The organism is Wolbachia endosymbiont (group B) of Chorthippus parallelus, from assembly GCF_947251815.1.
Lineage (GTDB): Bacteria > Pseudomonadota > Alphaproteobacteria > Rickettsiales > Anaplasmataceae > Wolbachia.
Map to the genome: position 1 here is coordinate 1,260,782 of NZ_OX366390.1, position 18,745 is coordinate 1,279,526.

Genomic DNA, 18,745 nt, shown 5'->3' on the forward strand with positions numbered 1-18,745 from the left:
ATGACAACAGATAGCAACGTAGTTGAAACTATATTTAAGACTAAAGAAAGTTATAACGAATGTGACCATTGCCAGTCAGTTTTAAGTCCAGCAGCTTATTTTGTTAAGTTGGTTGAAACTATTGAAAAGTATATTCCAGGGCATAAACTTAAAGAACGTCGTCATGACTTATTTGAGCTTCCACTAGATTGTAATAGCACTAACAAAACAAAGTTATACCTGGAGATTGCTAATGAAATAATGGAGAATAATCTGAATAAGAAACTAGGTGGCAATGCTCTAGAAAAATTAGCTAAAGCTAAGTATCCATTTAATCTACCAGCAAATTTTCCTTTAGTTAGCATATGTGCTTATCTTGAAAAGCAGGGTATAAATTTAGCTGATGTATATAAGGTACTGGAACCAAAAGCTGATAGTATAGCAGAATCTTTAGGCCTTTCTCCAGAAGAGTACGAACTTATTACTACTCCAAATCATGACATAAGCGAAGTTTATGGTATAAGTAAAAGTGAGCTTAAAAATGTTGAGAAGTTCATTGCTCAAACTAATATAGACTCTGATAAATTAAAGCAGCTAATTGACTGCTATAACAGAATTGATCCTACCAATAAGCTAAGTATCAATTCTGGTACTATAGATAACATTGATCAGGCATTAGGCTTTCTACATCGTTTTATTCGTCTTGCAAATAAGCTTAATTGGTCGTTTGATGGACTGTGTAATGTATTGCTTGCGGTTGATAAGAATGAAATTGATGCAAATTCTTTAAAGGAAATAAGTAGAATCAAAAGCTTGCAGGAAAAGCTAAAAAAGCCTTTAAGTGAAGTATGTAAGCTATATTCTAATGCTTCCATATCAATAGAAGGAAGTAAGAGTGAAGAAGATGCTAACAATGCAGCAGAGTCTTTACTCTTTTTACAAGGAGTAAAAGAATCAGATCTAAAGAAAGCATATGGTATAGAGGAACCTTCTGAACCATTTAAAGAAGAAAATTTTGATGAATTCATTGCAAGAACTGGAATCAAACGTCAGGAAGTGGAATGGCTGCTTGATAACTATAAATCTACTACTCATAGCAAGAAAGCCAAGAAACAAGAAAAAATTAGTGTTAAAGAGCAAAAGTTTCTACACAACTTTACTCAGCTTGCTGGGCAACTAAAATTGTTATTTGGTAAGTTAAACACGATGATTGCAGAGTTACCAAGTGAATTTAAGCTTAAGGATTTAGTTACAAACACAGATAATAGTACTATACTAAAGAAAATTTGGAATATTAGTGATAACGAACTCATTTCTTTGGTCAACTATAACGATGAAGTTTCTGACAAAATTGGAAAATCATTAATCTCAGAAGTACATAAGCAAATCCTGCTAGCAAGGTTGATGAATATATCAACAGCAGAAATAGTACAAATTTTACTGCAGCTAAACATCACTGATCTAAATCTAGATAATATAGAGCGTATTTTTGAATTAAATAATTGGCTAAATAACAATTCTATTACCATTGAGCAATTAAACACATTGATCAACTCTTCTGCACTTTCTCACCAGCATATGAAGGAGATAAATGAGATAGAGGAAGAAATAGAAAAGAATCAAGAATTAGAAATCAGAAAAAGGCTAGACTCGTTAGTGAGTCACGCTGAGCTTGCTGGTGAGTGGAAAATACAAATAGAAAAAATACTGGAAGAATCAGAAATCAAAAAATTAAAAAACAGAGAGAAATTAGATGCGTTGATGAATAATTCTACACTTTCTGTGGATTGTAAAACGAAAATAAAAGGTGTATTGGAAGAATTAAAAAGCAAAGAAAAATTAGATTCGCTAATTAATGACTCTACACTTTCTGAAGAATATAAAATAAAAGAAATAATAGAAAAAACGGAAAACAAAAAACTAACAAGCAAGGAAAGGTTGGATGCATTAATCAATGATTCTACACTTTCTGAAAAATGCAAAACAAGAATAAGTGAGGTAATAGAAGAACGAGAGAATCTTCATAATGAAATACGTAAACATTTTAACATAAGCTCTGACGTATTAGCCGCAGCTCATCAATTTACAGAAAAGCAGCCAACAAATTTGCAGTTATTAAGACTTGAGTCTCCAAATAAAAATATTGTTCATGATGTAGGTATAATTGGCAATAAGGCCGTTTTTCTTGGAAAGAGTGAAGTACACAGCAAAAATTCTGTAGAGTCTTCAATGCGTGAGCCACGAAAAAACGTAGCAGTAGCAACAATTGGCACTAAGACTATTTTCTTTTGTGGTAAGAAAAGTGAAAATGAATACTCACGAAAAATAGACATCTACGATGAAGAAGCCAAAAGCTGGATAACTGAGGCAGCCAGCGAGGCACGTGATAGTGCTGCAGTTGCTGTTGTTGGCAACAAAGCTATTTTCCTTGGTGGAAATAAAGATAATAGACGATGTTCATTACAAGTAGACGTCTATGATAATGGCGTGTGGACAAAACATACAGCCAGTGAAGCTCGCTCAAATGCTTCGGTTGCTGTAGTTGGTGAAAAAGCCATTTTCTTTGGTGGTAAAATTAATAAAACAAGATCAAGTGTGATAGATATATATAATAATGGAGAATGGGTAAATCGCACAGATACAGCTAGTGAAGCACGATCAAACGCATCAGTAGCTATAATTGATACGAAAGTTATTTTCTTTGGTGGTAGTAAGAGTGATAACCAATGTTCTTCAAAGGTTGATATCTATGATAGTAAAGCTGAAAAATGGACAACGCATACAGTTAGTGAAGCTCGTGAAAATGCATCAGTAGCTGTGGTTGATGGCAAAGCTATTTTCTTCGGTGGTAAAGTAGGTCAAACGAGATCTAATAAAATAGATATTTATGATGCTAAAACTGAGAAATGGATAGAAGTTCAACACGTTGCCAGTGAAGCACGTGATATGGTGCAAGTTGCTATAGTTAATAAACAAGCTATTTTCTTTGGCGGAAATAAAGGTGATCAAGAATATTCTAAATATATAGACGTCTATGATGGCGCTACTGATAGCTGGAAGTTTACAGGTGAGATTAGCAGAGCGCATAACAACGTATCAGTAGCTGTAATTGGTACAAAGGCTATATTCTTTACAAAGGAGATGAATAATAGAATTGCTGGCCAAGTATATATTTACGACTCTACTGGTTATTCTGTAAATAATTCTATAGCTAAAAACTGGACAAGACGTGTTGCAAAAGAAAACGAGATGCGTGACGGTTTGTTTGCAAAAATCACAAATAGTACAAAGTTCTCTGGAAAAATAGATATTTATGATAATATAGCTAAAACTTGGAAGAGTGTTGATGTTTATAAGCCTAGTGAATGTACTTCGATAGACATTCGAAATAATAAAGCGATCTTAACTTGCAAAAATTCATCTGGAAGAACATATGAAGAAACGTACTCAATAGACTTATCTATAACTTACGATGCAATGATTGAAGAACTTCTAAATAATGTTGCAGTCTTTACAGTACTGAAGCTTAGTGCAGAGGATATAAAAAGCATTACAAGTCATTCAGCCATTTATGGCCTAAAAGCAACATGGACAGAGAAGCAGATTAAAACCCTTTCAAATCATAAAGCATTGCAGGATGCTTTTTCTGGTAATGAACTTACTCTATCACAATACACAGAATGGCTACGTGACAGTTATGATGAAAGCAAAGTTACAGAAAAAATAGCACAGCTTGCTAATTGGGATAAAAAGTTACTAAATCAAATCAAAGAAATTGATGCTTTTAAAAAATGTTTCAGTAAAGAAAATCATCCTATAGACTCTTTGCTAAAAATTAAGTCTCTTGTAGATATGGCAGAACAAACAGGTATTGATGGTCAAATTTTGCTAGAACTAAAAGACTTACATAATTTGCCATCATCTACTGGATGGAATAAGTACAATAACATTGAAAGGAAACTACGGGAATCGCTAAGTTATGTAGAGGGAGTGAAAGAACATCTAGAAAACCAGAAGCGCAATATCCTATCAAACTATATGCTGTACACATATTCTGAGGTCAAAAATAAGAATATGAGAGGTCTGTATGCGTTCTTATTGATTGATGTTGAAATAAGTGACTGCTCAAAAATCTCCCAACTTAAAGCAGGGCTAAATAGCCTTCAGCTATATATTCATCGTTGTATATTAGGGCTAGAAGAAGGAGTAGCAGTTAATTCTGAATTAACTGAAGAAATGTGGGACTTATTAGATAATTATAGAGAATGGGAGGCAACTAAGAAAATTGCATTATACCCTGAAAATTACCTCAACCCTACGCTACGTAAATCTGCAACTGCAGAATATAAAGCATTGCAGAATACTCTAATGCAAGGAAATCTTATTGATGATACTGTAACCGATGCATACATTAAGTATTTTGAGGATTTTGCACAGCTTGTGAATCTCAGAGTAGTTGATACTTATTTTACAGACAACAAGTTGTATATTTTAGGACGAACTCAAGCAGGTCCTTATACTTACTATTACCGTATTGGCAATTTTGAAGGTGGTAAAACAGGAAGTACACAGACTTGGGAGCCTTGGCAAAAAATTGAAGTGCAAATACCAGTCAACATCGCAAGAATAGTCCATACATTTGGTAGAATATTTATTTTTTGGCTACACAAAACTGTAAAGGAAAAGCAAATAGAAGATGTATCAATTAATGATTCTACTCTAACTTTGTACTATGTATTTAAAAAGGTGGATGGTAGCTGGTCCGCTCAACAAAAGTTGCCACACGATGTTAAAATAGATGAGAAATTTGAGATTGAAGTAAGGAAATGTTTAGATGTTAGAAATTGGAATAAAAAAACACTGGAGGAGTATAAAGGTAAAAAAGATGAGAAAGTTGGATTCCTTAAACACAATGTATGGGTTGAAGATCGGGATATAGAGGAGGCTAGAAGTTATTTTGAAAACGAGATTAGGGATTGGGGTAGAAAACTAAAAGAGAAGGTTAAAGAATCAAAAGATATTAATGAAAAATTTGATGGCAAGCTGAAAGTAGCTACAAAGGATAGCGAAATATTGATTTTGTCTTGTGAAAACGGCTTTCATAATAGTAAGTTTATTCTGAAAGAGGACCTAACATCAGAAAGATCCTATACGCGTTACTTTAATAGTATGAACAGCATTGCAGAGGCAGAAAAAAGTATAAAAGAATTCTACGATAAGAAAAAGGAAGAGGAGAAGAAAGTTGTTACACGCCAGATAAATGAAATGCAGAAAAAAATAGATAAAAAGAAGGCAAGAGAGAATGATAAGCAAAGTGAGTTAATTAGTTTAGAAAACAAAAAAGATGGCGAGAAAAGGAGTAAAGATGCGTTACAAAGCAAGGTAAATTCTGTAGAACAAGATATAAAAGAAAAGAGAAGATTATGGCAGGATATAGAGAATTTAAAAGTAAAGTTGAATAATTTATTTCCGCATAGATCAAGTGATTCATATGAAAAAGCAGCAGAGAGAGGCAATTTACGAGCAGTAATAAATAATTTGAAACAAGAGCTAACACAGCACAAGCAAAATGTAGAGAGTACAAATGTAGAATTACAGCAAGAGTTAATAACACTAGAAACGGAAACGGCAACTTTGATCAATAACATAGCTAAGCTAGCAACAGAGGAAACTGTGGATGATAACTTACAGAGAAAAACAAAAGATATAATAAAACGGTTAAGTGATTTACAATTACAAGAAGCACAGCTAGATCCACTAGAGGAGTCAGGAGAAAAAGGGAAGCTTCGAGTAGCTGCAGATAATTTGAAACAAAAGTTAGCACTACTCAAGCAAAGTACAGAAAGCAAAAAAGTAGAATTGCTGGAGCAGCTAACAGAGTTAGAAACAAAAGTGACAAATTTGGAAAGTGAGATAAACAGATTGCAAGAGCCAGAAAAAACTATAGAGGTATTAAAAAAAGAGAAGGGTATATTAGAGGAAAGTATAAAACAGCATGAAAAAGAGATAAAGAAGTTAGATGATGAAATAAAAAAGTATGAAAAAGAGAAAGAGTATCTTAAGAATGTAATATCACAATTACAAAAAAACAAAAAAGAAATAGAAGACGGTAATAATAAAGTTGCTGAACAGGAAAGGCATAAGCAATTGGATGGAAAAAGAGATAAAGAGATAAAGTTAGTAAGAGAATTAATTATTCAAGAGAAAAACGATAACGTAGATCAAAGTAAATACAAAAGCATAGAAATTTTTAATTTAATCAATAAGTCATATAAAGAAGCTTACATTAAGGGATCAGAAGCAATCTTAGCACCAGAAGTGCAAAACCAAACGCTTGATTTTCAAGGGTTTTATGGGGTATATTTGTGGGAAATATTTTTCCATATTCCAACACTGGTTGCATATCTTTTCAACCAGGAGCAGAAGTTTGCTGAGGCACGCAGGTGGTATCAATACGTCTTCAATCCTACCAATAGGGGCTGCAATGCATGGCAATTTCTTCCCTTTAAAACTAAATGCGGAAATTCATATGGTAATGAGAAGTGTGATAGTGAAAAGTTAATAGATTTACTTGATCCGTACAAAGAGGCTGACAAGAAAAAGATCTCTTATGAGAAGTATGTAATAATGTCATACATAGATAATTTAGTCGATTGGGGGGATATGCTCTTTTCTCAAAATTCATGGGAAGGAATTAACCAAGCAACGATGCTTTATGTAAGAGCTTGGAACCTTCTTGGAGAAAAGCCCAAAAAGAAAGGAAAGTTCAAAGCTGAGCCTGAGAGTATATGTGAGTTGTCGAATAATAAATATGACATATGTAAAATAGAAGCAGAAGCTCCGAGAGATACTGTTCAAAATACACGCAATAGTTCTAGTGCTGCTGTAGTTGATCTTACTACATATTGCAGTTATTTCTGCACTCCAGAAAATAAAGATTTTATTGCCTTATGGGATAGGATTGAGGATCGTCTTTATAAAATAAGACATTGCTTGGATATCAAAGGTAAACGTTTAGAGCTTTCTCTATTCCAACCACCAATTGATCCAAGACAACTAATAAGTACTGCAGCTAGTGGAAGTATTATAAGGTTACCAAAAATAGCCCAAGTGCCTCATTACCGTTTTAAGTATATGATTACCTACGCTAAATCAATTGCTGATACTGTTACTCAAATTGGTTCAGAGCTACTAAGCGTTTTAGAGAAGAAGGATGCTGAAGCACTCACTTTGCTTTACAATAAGCAAGAAGGAATAATGGCTAACTTAATGACAACCATTAAGGAAAAAGCTATTGAAGCATTAAAAGAAGAAGCTAAGGCACTTGATGCAAGTTTGAGTAGCGCAAAAGACCGAAAATCTCATTATGAGAAATTAATTAATGATGGATTATCAGGCTCTGAAATTGCAGCAATAGCAACAGCTATTACTGCCACAGGTCTTTTAACGCTTTCAATTCCTCTTGAAATAGCTGCTGTAGCTGTGCATCTTGTGCCAAATATTTTTGGATTAGCATGTGGTGGCAGTGACTTTGGCAGGTCTGTGGAAGCTGGTGCTAAAGCTCTAGCAACAACAGCAAACACACTATCAAACATATCACAGAATATAAGTACATCAGCAAGTTATGAAAGAAGAGCTCAGGATTGGGATTTACAAAAAATTATGGCAACTTATGATACTGAGCAAATTAGCCATCAAATAGAAGCAAACAAGATAAATCAGGCAAATGCTGTACAAGACCTTACAGCTCATAAGAAATCAATAGAGCAGATTAAGGAAAAAGAGCAGTTTTTCAGAAGTAAATTTACTAACCAGGAACTATACAGCTGGATGAAAGGAGAACTTAAAAGTTTATATATTAGGGTTTATAGACTTGCTCTTGAAATTGCAAGACAAGCAGAGTATGCCTATCAGTATGAAGTTGATAGTAACAAGACTTTTATTCAGCCAGGACACTGGAATAGTTTAAAAGAAGGCTTACTTTCAGGACAAAAATTAAAGTTTGAACTTGAGCAACTTGATAAGGAATACCATGATACCAATGAAAGAAGACTGGAGATCACTAAAGTAATCTCACTTAAATCTCTTGATCCTATCGCACTTTATGAGCTTAAAACTAAAGGCAGTTGTAAATTCTCTTTCACGGAAAAATTATTTGACCTTGATTTCCCTGGTCACTATGCTCGTAAAATTAAAGATATCAAGATCACTATTCCAGCAGTGGTTGGTCCTTATGAAAATGTTCATGCAAGTTTGCAACAAACAAGTAGCCAAGTAATATTAAAAAGCGATAGTGCAATAAATGCAATTAAATACTTAGTAAACCCAAGTGAAGAAGAACAGCCTGAAACTGATCTGTTGAGAGTTAACTGGAAGCCAAATCAAGAAATTGCTATCTCAAAAGCTGATCAAGATAGTGGATTATTTGAACTTAGTTTTGGTGATGAACGTTACTTACCATTTGAGGGCACAGGTGCAGTTTCTACCTGGGAATTAAGCCTTCCTCAAGCAACTAATAGATTTGATATCGGTACTATTTCTGATGTTATCATTCATTTAGACTACACAGCGTTAAATGGTGGAGAAGCTTTAAGTAGCCAGGTAAAAAACCTTAACCAATTAAAGTATTACCTCGGTACATTAGTTATGAACCTAAGTTCGGTCTATCCAGAAGAGTGGGAAAAATTTAAACAACAAGCAAAAGGACGTTCTTCTGAGCTAAAATTCAAACTATCCTCTGAGATTTTTCCCGTTCATGTAAAAAATCCATCAGTTGATTTAAATAAAGAAAATAACATTTATGTTATACCTACTACGCCAGATATGAGTCGAATAACTATAAAGTTAAATAACTACAATTGGGAACGTAATTCTAAAAAGATTGTTAATCCTTCACTTACAATTGGTAGTGATTGGAGTATTAAAATCAACAATGCAGATATAAGCAAAATCGAAGAAATAATGATTATGGTCCCTTATAAAGCAACGATTAATTGGTAACTTCTATACCTGCTATTTTAATAACGAGTAGCAGGTCTCTTTGCTTTTTTCATTTGTAATACCTTTTTCTATAAGAACACTTTGTATAGAGGTAGGTACTTGGATGCTAGCTTGGATTTGCAGATCAGCACTATTTAATATTCGATCTTTCTTACCATTATAGGCTTTTTTAAATCCATCGATTTGCTTTTGACTTAAATTTTGTGAAAATGCCTTTTCTACATATGAGTCTAAAAGACTAGCAATTGTATCATAATTGCCACTTGTAATTTTTGCTGTGATAGTTTTTTGTACTTCTAAAAAATCAATTCTTACTGATTTCCATGCTATACCACTGCTACAAGCTGCTTGCTTCATTACTTGCTCTAGCTTTTCCACTATACGTAAAGTACAGCCTATTGTCTCCTCTTTTGATAAAGTACTGCTTTCATAAGCTCTACATTTCATGTTGCATTTATTTCCATTGAACCAGCTATATAATACATAATAAAGCATCATGTCTGCATTACTAATATTCCCAAGCCTTTCTTGAATAATAGGTGTAGATGATTTACAGCTGGCCACCTTACCTGGTAAAAATGGCTGTCCAGTATTAGGTATCCAACCTTTTATCCAAGAAACCCAGTTGCCTATCAGTGAAGAATGTCTACCTGCTCCACTACTTTGAAACTGACCTACAGTAGGCTGATCTACAAAAAGATGACTATGCCTGATATTAGCAACGTAATTGTGCTCTTTTTCTTCCAGAGCTTGCCTTAGGTATTCTACCACACTTACATGGTTTGCAGAAATAGCTAGATCAAGAGGTTTTTCATGATCAATACTGAGAAGATCAATATCTGCTCCTTTTTCCTCCACAAGAAATTTTACGGTTTCTAAATGACCATTACTAGCAGCGCAGTGGAGAGGCGTCCAATTATCTGCACTAACAGCGTTAACACTTATTCCTTTATCAAGGAAAAATTTTACAATATCTTTATGTCCATTCTCAGCAGCAATATGTAGAGGTATTTTACCACTCAGATCAACAGCATTAATATTTGCTCCTTTCTCTTCTACTAAAAATCTTACAGCTCCCAAATGACCATGCCTTGCAGCATAATGCAGCGGTGTCCAATTGTCCTGACCTAAATCATTAACATTCATTCCCTGGTTTATTAAAAGTTCTATAACTTTTTGATACCCACGTTCAGCAGCAATATGCAAAGGTTTTGCGTTATCAGCATCTACAGCATTAAAATTTGCTCCCTCAGCTAAAAGCGATTGGACAAAATCCAAATTACCAGAATGGGCAGCATAATGCAGTGGCGTCCACATTAAATTAGTATCTGGATCATTAATACTTAGCCCCTGCTGTACGAAAAACAGTACAATATTCTTATGTGCATTGCTAGCTGCAGAGTGTATAGGTTTTTTTCCATCGTTGCTTACAGCTCTAATATCTGCACCTTCTTCAACTAGAGATTTAGTAGCCCTCAAGCGACCATGAAGGGCAGCATAATGCAAAGGTGTTAATTGCTGATAATCAGCATCATTAACATTTAATTCTTTTTGTATAAAAAACTCCACAATATCTTTGTGTCCATGCTGGGCAGCAATATGTAAAGGCCCAGCACCGTAAACATCTTTATTTTTGATGATGTTTCTATCTTGACGAACGAGAAACCTAATAACCTCTAAAAGTTTATCATCAATGTGTTTATTATTCCTGCCTTTAGCAGCATAATATAAAGGTGTCCAATTGTCTTTGCCTTTGTCATCAACACTTAGCTGCTTTTGCACTACAAAAAATTCTACTATATCCTTATGACCATACTGAGCAGCATAATGCAAAGGTTTTGCATTACTAGAATCCTGAGCATTGACATTTGCTCCTCTACTTACAAGAAGTTTAACCACCTCTAAACTACCACCCTTGGCAGCATAATGTAGTGGTATTTGATTATTCTGATCTTGATAGTTAACATTCAATCCTCTACTAAGAAAAAACTCAATGGCGTTTTTATGTCCATGCTCAGCAGCAATATGTAAAGGACTCACACCGTTAATATCAAAAGCGATAATATTTGCTCCTCTACCAGCAAAAAATTCAATAACGTTTAAGTTGCCACTTTTAGCAGCATAGTGCATCAATGTTTTACTACTTTTATCTTGGTCACTAACACTTAATTGCTTTTCTACAGTAAAGAACTCTACAATACCTTTATGACCGTACTCAGCAGCAATATGCAAAGGTTTTAAATTATTAGAATCTTTGGCATTGATATCTGCTCCTCTACTGATGAGAAACTTTATAACTTCTAAGTTACCACTCTTGGCAGCATAGTGTAACGGCGTCCACTTATTCTTATCTAAATCATTGACACTTAATCTCCTATTGAGGAAAAACTCTACGATATCTTTATGTCCATACTCAGCAGCAATATGCAAAGGTTTTGCTCCGCTTATCGTTTGATCATGAATATTTGATCTAAAGTTAATAAGTAGTTTCACAACTTCTAAGTTACCACTCTTAGCAGCTTCATGGAGCGGAGTAAGGTAATCTTTATTATTTCTAGCATTAGTGTAAGCCTTTTTTCTAAGAAGAAACTTGACAATCTCTAAATCACCACATTGAGCAGCTTTGTGCAATGGTGTTAAGTCATTATCATCTCTAGAGTTAACATCTGCACCTATATTAAAATAATGTTCAACCTTTCTAAAATCTTTCTGACTTATCGCATCAAACAATCCTGCATTTGAAAGAGTTTTTACGACTTCTAGGTGGCGCTTTTCTGTAGCAAGTTGTAACGGTGTCTTGCCATGAAAATCTTGAACATTAATATCCGCCTCTCTTTCTATAAGCAACTTCACAACCTCTGAGTGACCAGAATCAGCAGCATAATGGAGTGGTGTCCAGCTATTCCAACCAGAAGCATTAATATTTGATCCGCTGTTAAGCAAAAATTCCACTACGCCTTTATGGCCATATTGAGCAGCAATATGTAAAGGTTTTATGTAATGAGACCCAGCATTAACATTTGCCCCTTCTTCTACTAAAAGTTTTATGAGTTTTATGTGGTTTCTATAAGCGGCATAATGCAGTGGTGTCCAGTTATTGTGACTAGAATAATTAACATCAGCTCCTTCTTTAAGATAATCTTTAACTCTTTGTATGTCATTCCTTCCTACAGAATGAAACATAGCCTCATTTAACAGCAATTCAGTAATTTCTCCATTCTCTTTTTCTTTAGCAAGTTGTAATGGTGTTTTACCGTTTGAATCCCTTGCGTTGGTGTCTGCTCTCTTTTCTATTAGTAACTTTACAAGCTCAAAATAACCTTCCTCTGCCGCATAATGTAATGGCGTTTTATTATTTTTGCCTGGTTCACTAGCACTTACTCCATGTTCAAGCAAGAACTCAGCAACATTTTTGTATCCATTTTTGGTAGCAACATGTAACGGGCTTTCACCACTAATGCTTTTCATGTTTAGGTTCGCTCCTTTACTTTGTAAAAACCTTATCATTGATAAGTCGCCATTTTCTGCTGCAATATGCAACATTCCCCATCCCCACCTGTTAGTCACATCAACATCAGCTCCACTAGTAAGATATTCACTAATTTTATCACGATCTCCCTGCTTAACGGCATTAAATAACACCTTATCTTGTAACAATTTAATAATCTCAGGGTCAGTTGCAAGTTGCAATGGCGTGTTTTCTTCAGAATCTTGAATATTGATATCTGCGCCTTTCTCTATCAAAAATTCTACAGATGCTGAATGGCTTTTCTCAGCTGCTTGATGTAAAGCTGTTTTTCCACTTATACCTTTGTCATCGATACTCAACCCTTCTCTGTTTTTCCTTAGGAAAAACTCCATCACATTTGTATGACCATATTGAGCAGCAACATGCAATGGCTTATTTCTGTTAGTATCCTTAAGGTTGATATCCGCGTCCTCTCCTATCAGAAATTCTACTACTGCCAAGCGTCCATGTCTAGCAGCATAATGTAATGGTGTCCAATTATTCCTACCACGACTGTCAACACCCTCACTTTTCTCTTTTCCTACTATCAAAAACGCTACTATGTCTTCGTATCCATTCCTAGCAGCATAATGCAAAGGCTTTGCATTATAAGACTTAGCATCAACATTTGCTCCTTGCGCCTTTAGAAGCCTAACGATTTCAATGTAACCTTTGCTAGCGGCATCATGCAGCAATGTCCAGTCATTTTCGTCTTTGTAGTTAGGGTCTGCTCCTTCAGCAAGATACTGTTCAACTTTACTTAACTCTCCTTGTTTCACAGCATTAAATAATGCTTTATTACGCAATAATCTTGCTGCTTCCTGATGGTTTTTACCGCTTGCTAGTTGCAAAGGTGTTTTGTTATCAGTACTTTTAGCATCAATATCTGCTCCTTTTTCTATTAAAAATTTTACAACTTCTGGATACCCTTTGTCAGCAGCGTAGTGTAGCATAGTCCAATCATTATTACCTTTATCGTTAATGCTTAGCTCATCCCCGTGCCACCTAAGGAAAAATTCTATAATACTTCTATGCCCGTTATCTGCAGCAATATGTAAAGGCTTATTTCCGTTAGAATCTTGAGCATTAATATTTGCCCTCTTTGTTATCAGAAGTTCTACAATTGCCAAACCACCTCTGCTTGCAGCATAGTGAAGCGGTGTCCATCCATTTCTATTTGCATCATTAACACTAAGGCCAGCTCTTTCCTCTTTCAGAAAGAATTCTACCACGTTTCTACGACCGTAATCAGCAGCAATATGCAAAGGCTTGTCGCCATTTTGATCTCTAGTATTAATGTTTGCCCCTCTTGATATTAGAGCCTGAGCAACTCTTAGATGTCCTCTACTTGCAGCTTCATGTAATACTGTCCATCCATTCTTATCTGAATAATTAACGTTAGCTCCATTATCAAGGTATCTTTCTACATCATTTAAATTTCCCTGCTTTACAGCATGTAATAATGTTTTATTTTGTAATAATCTTTTAATTGGCCCTTCATTAGCTAGTTGCAGAGGTGTTAGATTATCATAGTCAATTGCATTAATATCTGCACCATTCTCTATGAGAAACTCTGCAACTTCAGGGTGGTTGTACTTGGCAGCATAATGAAGCGGTGTCCAATTATTTTTGCCCCTATCATTAATGTTAGCATCTGCCTCATTCACACCATTTTTTCTACTGAGAAAATATCTTACAACATCTAAAGAGCCTTTCTCGGCAGCAATATGCAAAGGTTTATCTCCATCTCTACTTTTAGCATTAATATTCGCTCCCTTCTCTTCCACTAAAGACCTGATCAATGGCAAATTATTTCTCACAGAAGCAGCGTGTAAAAGCCCCCATCCCCATCTGTTAGTAGAGTTTACATTAGCTCCATCTCTGAAAGAGTCTTGTACTCTCACTAAATTTCCTTCTTTCACAGCATCAAAAAGTGCTTTATTTAACAATAACTCCTTGACTCTTTCATCCTGGGCAAGTTGTAGAGGTGTTTTGCCACCAGAGTTTTCTGCATTGATATTTGCACCTCTTGTTATCAAAAGCTCCACAACTTCCGACTTGCCCTGCTCAGCGGCATAATGGAGTGGTGTCCAGCTATCTTTACCTAAATCATTAACACTGAGCTTTTTATCAAGAAAAAACTTTACTATATCCGTATGTCCATTCTTTGCAGCAAGATGCATAGGTTTATCCCCATCAGCATCTTTAAGATTAATATCTGCACCTTTTTCTCCTACTAAATATCGCACAACTTCGAAGTGATTGCTCTCAGCAGCATAGTGTAGTGGTGTTTTATTATCTTTACCTTTATCATTAACTTTACCGTTGAGTAGAAGCTTCACAATGTTTATGTGGCCATATTGTGAAGCAATATGCAAAGATTTGTCCCCATCAGAATTTTCAGCATCAATGCTTGCCCCTCTTTCTACTAGAAGCGAAGCTATTAGCAAATGACCTTTTTCAGCTGCACGATGCAACAGCGTCCAATCATTACCGCTCAGAGAGTTAGGATCAGCTCCATTGTCAAGATATTTTTGAACTTGAGCATACTCTCCTTGTTCTACAGCATCAAATAATGCCTCATTTTGTAATGACCTGACAATTTCCTGATTACCAGTTATAAGCTCTAAAGGTGCTTTACCTTGGGCATTCTGGATAGTAATATCTGCACCTTCTTTGACAAGAAAATTTACAATTTGTGAATAGTTGTTTGCACTAGCATAGTGAAGTGGTGTCCAATTATCTCTACCTAAATCATTAATATCCATTCCCCGCTCATCAATAAAAAACCTTACTATTGGCTGATGCCCACTTTTGGCTGCAACGTGTAATGGTTTGTCCTCGTCAGAATTTCTAATGTTAATGTCTGCCCGCTCTCTCGTTAAAAGCTTTACGATTTTTAGATGCCCGCCTTCAGATGCATAATGCAGTGGAGTCCAATTGTTTAAATCAGTTGCATTAACAGCTGGCCAACTTTGCACTAAAAGCTCAACTACATCAGAGTAACCATGACGTGCAGCATGATGAAGGAAAATTCTGCCATTTTGATCACTATAGTCAATATTAACCCTTATTCCTTTAACTTCTTTGTTGAGATAATTTCTCACCTCCGACACTTTATTTTGTTTTACAGCACCAGACAACCCTTCATTCAGTAAGAATTGAATTACTTCAGGCTCGCTTGCCAGATCTACTGGTAATTTTCCTTGAGAATTATGAGCATTAATATTCGCTCCTTTCTTTATAAGAAACTTTACAATCTCAATATGGCCTTCTTTAGAAGCATGATGTAAAGCTGTCCAATTATTTCTATCTTTGCTATCAATAGTAGCTTCTTTTTCTTCAATCAAGTACTGTACAACATTAAGGCTATTGCTTGCAGCAGCATAATGCAGGGGCGTCCACTTATTTTCCCCTTGTTCATTAACGCTTAATTCTTGTTGATCGATAAAAAATTCTACAATATCTTTATGCCCATTTTTTGCAGCAATGTGCAAAGGTTTTTCTCTACTATCTGTTCTTGCGTTTATATTTGCTTTTTTTTCTACCAGAAATTCTGCTACTTTTGTATAACCGTTGCGAGCAGCATAATGAAGTGGTGTCCAGTTATTTAGATCTGAATAGTTAACATCAATCTCATTTACAAAAAGACCTTTAATCTTATTAATGTCATCACCCAAGTTATCTCCTCTTACAGCATTGAATAGCTCTCTACTCCGCAATAACTTTGCCACCTCCCTGTGACTATCTCCTTTTTCAACAGCAAGTTGCAACGGCGTTTCTCCACTTAAACCCGTAGCGCCAATATTTGCTCCTTTTTCTATAAGAAATTTTACTACCGGTAATCGATTTTCATAAACGGCATAGTGAAGCGGTGTCCAGTTATTTTTTCCTACTTCATCAATATTTGCTTGCTTACTCAGAAAAAGCTCTACCACGTCACCTTTGCCATAAGTAGCAGCAAGATGTAAAGGTGTATTTCCGTCAGAATCTTTAGCGTTAACAACATTTGGATCTTTATTGATAAGTTCTGTTGCTAGCGTTTTATACCCTAAGCTAGCAGCGTAATGTAACGGCTGCCATCCATTTTTCTCGTATGAATAATTAAGATTTTGAATATATTTTCTGACCTTTGATACATCATTTTTCCTTATAGCATCAATCAATGCCTTGCCCTGCAACATTGCTTTAACTTCTTGCCGATTACTTTCACCTTGGGAAAGCTGTTGAGCAAGGTCAAGTGGAGTTACACTATTAGAATTTTCAGCATAAATATCTGCTTCTTTTTTTATCAAAAACTTTACTAAATCGCTGCTACCTTTGTTAACAGCATGATGTAGCGGTGTCCAATTATCCTTTCCTTGATCATTAATATCTAGTCCCTTCTCATCAATGAAGAATTTTACAACTTTTGTATGTGCATGGCTGGACGCAATATGTAAGGGTTTATCTCCATCATTAGTTGTAGCATTAGCATTTGCTCCTCTTTCCACTAGTAACCTCACCAGCTCTTGAGCTTCTGTTTTTTTATTAGCAGCATAGTGTAACGGGGCCCAGCCGTTATTATCTTCACGGTTAATTTCAGCTCCTTCCTCAAGGCATTTTTTGATCTTATTAATATTTCCTTCTTCTATTGAATTAAGCAATGCTTTACTCAATAATAACTGTGTTGTTGCCTGATGGTCTTTTTCTTTAGCTAATTGTAACGGTGTTTTGTTACCAGAATTTATAGCGTCAATATTTGCTCCCTTTTCAAGAAGAAGCTCTACAATATTTTTATGACCTTGATCAGCAGCAAGATGTAAAGGTGTGCTTCTCTCATAGTCTTTAGCATTAATAACACTTGAATCCTTTGCTATAAGCGCTTCTGCTGAAGCTTTATAACCTGAATTTGCAGCATAGTGTAGTGGAGTCCACTTATTATTTTCATATAGATAGCTAACCTTAACTTTTCTCTCAATAAGATTTTCAACTTCTGTAATATCATTCTGCTTTACAGCATCAATTAATGCCTTACCTAGCAGTATTTCTTTCACTTTTTCATAGTCCTTGTCTTTAATGAGGTCAAATGGAATTTCATTGCCATAATTTTTAGCATTGATATTTGCTTCCTTTTTCTCTACCAAGTACCTAACGACATCAATGCGATTACTTTCAGCAGCATAATGTAGGGGTGTCCAATTATCCTTTCCTTGATCATTAACACTTAGTTTTTTTTCATCCAAAAAGAACTTTACAATATTTTCATGTCCGTTTCTTGCAGCAATGTGCAAGGGCTTATTATTATCAGAATTTCTAGAATTAATGTCTGCATTTTTATCTACCAAAAACCTTATAAATTCCAGATCATCCACTGTTCTATTAGAAGCATGATGTAGGGCTGTCCAACCATTCTGGTCTTTATAATCAATTTCTCCTTTTTCAAGACATTCCTGAACTTTTTTACTACTTCCTTCCTTTGCAGCATCAAGCAATGCTTTATTTTGTCGTAACTTTTCCTTTTCTGATTCTTTACTTTTTAAAAAGTCCGTAATAGTTTGATATCCTTTTCTCTCAGCAAGCTGTAATGATGTTTTACCAACAGGATTTTTTTTGCTAATATCTGCTCCATTTTCTACGAGAAATACCACAACTGAGTACTTACCTTCTTCAGAAGCGTAATGCAATGGTGTCCAAGCACCATTAGCTAGAGCATCAATCGTTGCGTTTTTTCCTACTAAAAACTTTACCATCTCAAGTTCACCTTTTTTAGCGGCATAGTGAAGTGGCGTCACGTAATCTTTTCCTGGATCATTAACATCCATTTTTTTCTCATGAATAAAAAACTCTACGATTTTTGTATGTCCATTATCTGCAGCAATATGTATAGGCTTCTGCTGAGCATTGGTTTTACCATCGATAAGGTTTATATCTGTTAAGTTTGCTAAAAATTCTGTAGCGTTTAAGTTGCCATACTGAGCAGCATAGTGTAGCAAATTCCACCCATCTACATCAGAATGCCCAGCAATAGTCACATTATCGTTTATAAGTTCTACAACTTTTCTGTTATTATTATTTCTTATAGCTTGTTTTATATTTTCAAACTGCTCTGATGGCATCTAACCCTCTCTAAAATTGACAAAATCCTCACCAAAAAGCTCTTTGCATTAATAGGTTATGTATAAACATTTTACAGTGCAATATTTATTTTAAAAATGCAAGTTTTGGATTAAAGGAAAACAGAAAAGACCGGAAAGTAGAGTAAACTCAATAATTACA

The 18,745-nt window shown here is 35.2% G+C and carries 2 protein-coding genes; one reads left to right on the top strand and one right to left on the bottom strand.

Annotated features, from left to right (window positions below):
• Positions 1 to 8,979 carry a Tc toxin subunit A-related protein gene (locus OPS21_RS05810; protein WP_265027604.1) on the top strand — a complete coding sequence of 2,993 codons (8,979 nt, stop codon included), beginning with the start codon at positions 1 to 3 and terminating at the stop codon, positions 8,977 to 8,979.
• A gap of 12 nt (positions 8,980 to 8,991) precedes the next feature.
• Here the strand turns inward: OPS21_RS05810 and OPS21_RS05815 are convergent, their stop codons facing one another.
• On the bottom strand, positions 8,992 to 18,585 hold the full coding sequence (locus OPS21_RS05815) for an ankyrin repeat domain-containing protein (RefSeq protein WP_265027605.1): 9,594 nt from the start codon (positions 18,583 to 18,585) through the stop codon (positions 8,992 to 8,994).
• Positions 18,586 to 18,745 lie beyond the last annotated feature (160 nt).

Bases quoted from the DNA above. Each gene is read 5' to 3' on its own strand.
- OPS21_RS05810 (WP_265027604.1), top strand. From the start codon at position 1: ATGACAACAGATAGCAACGTAGTTGAAACTATATTTAAGACTAAAGAA.
- OPS21_RS05815 (WP_265027605.1), bottom strand. From the start codon at position 18,585: ATGCCATCAGAGCAGTTTGAAAATATAAAACAAGCTATAAGAAATAAT.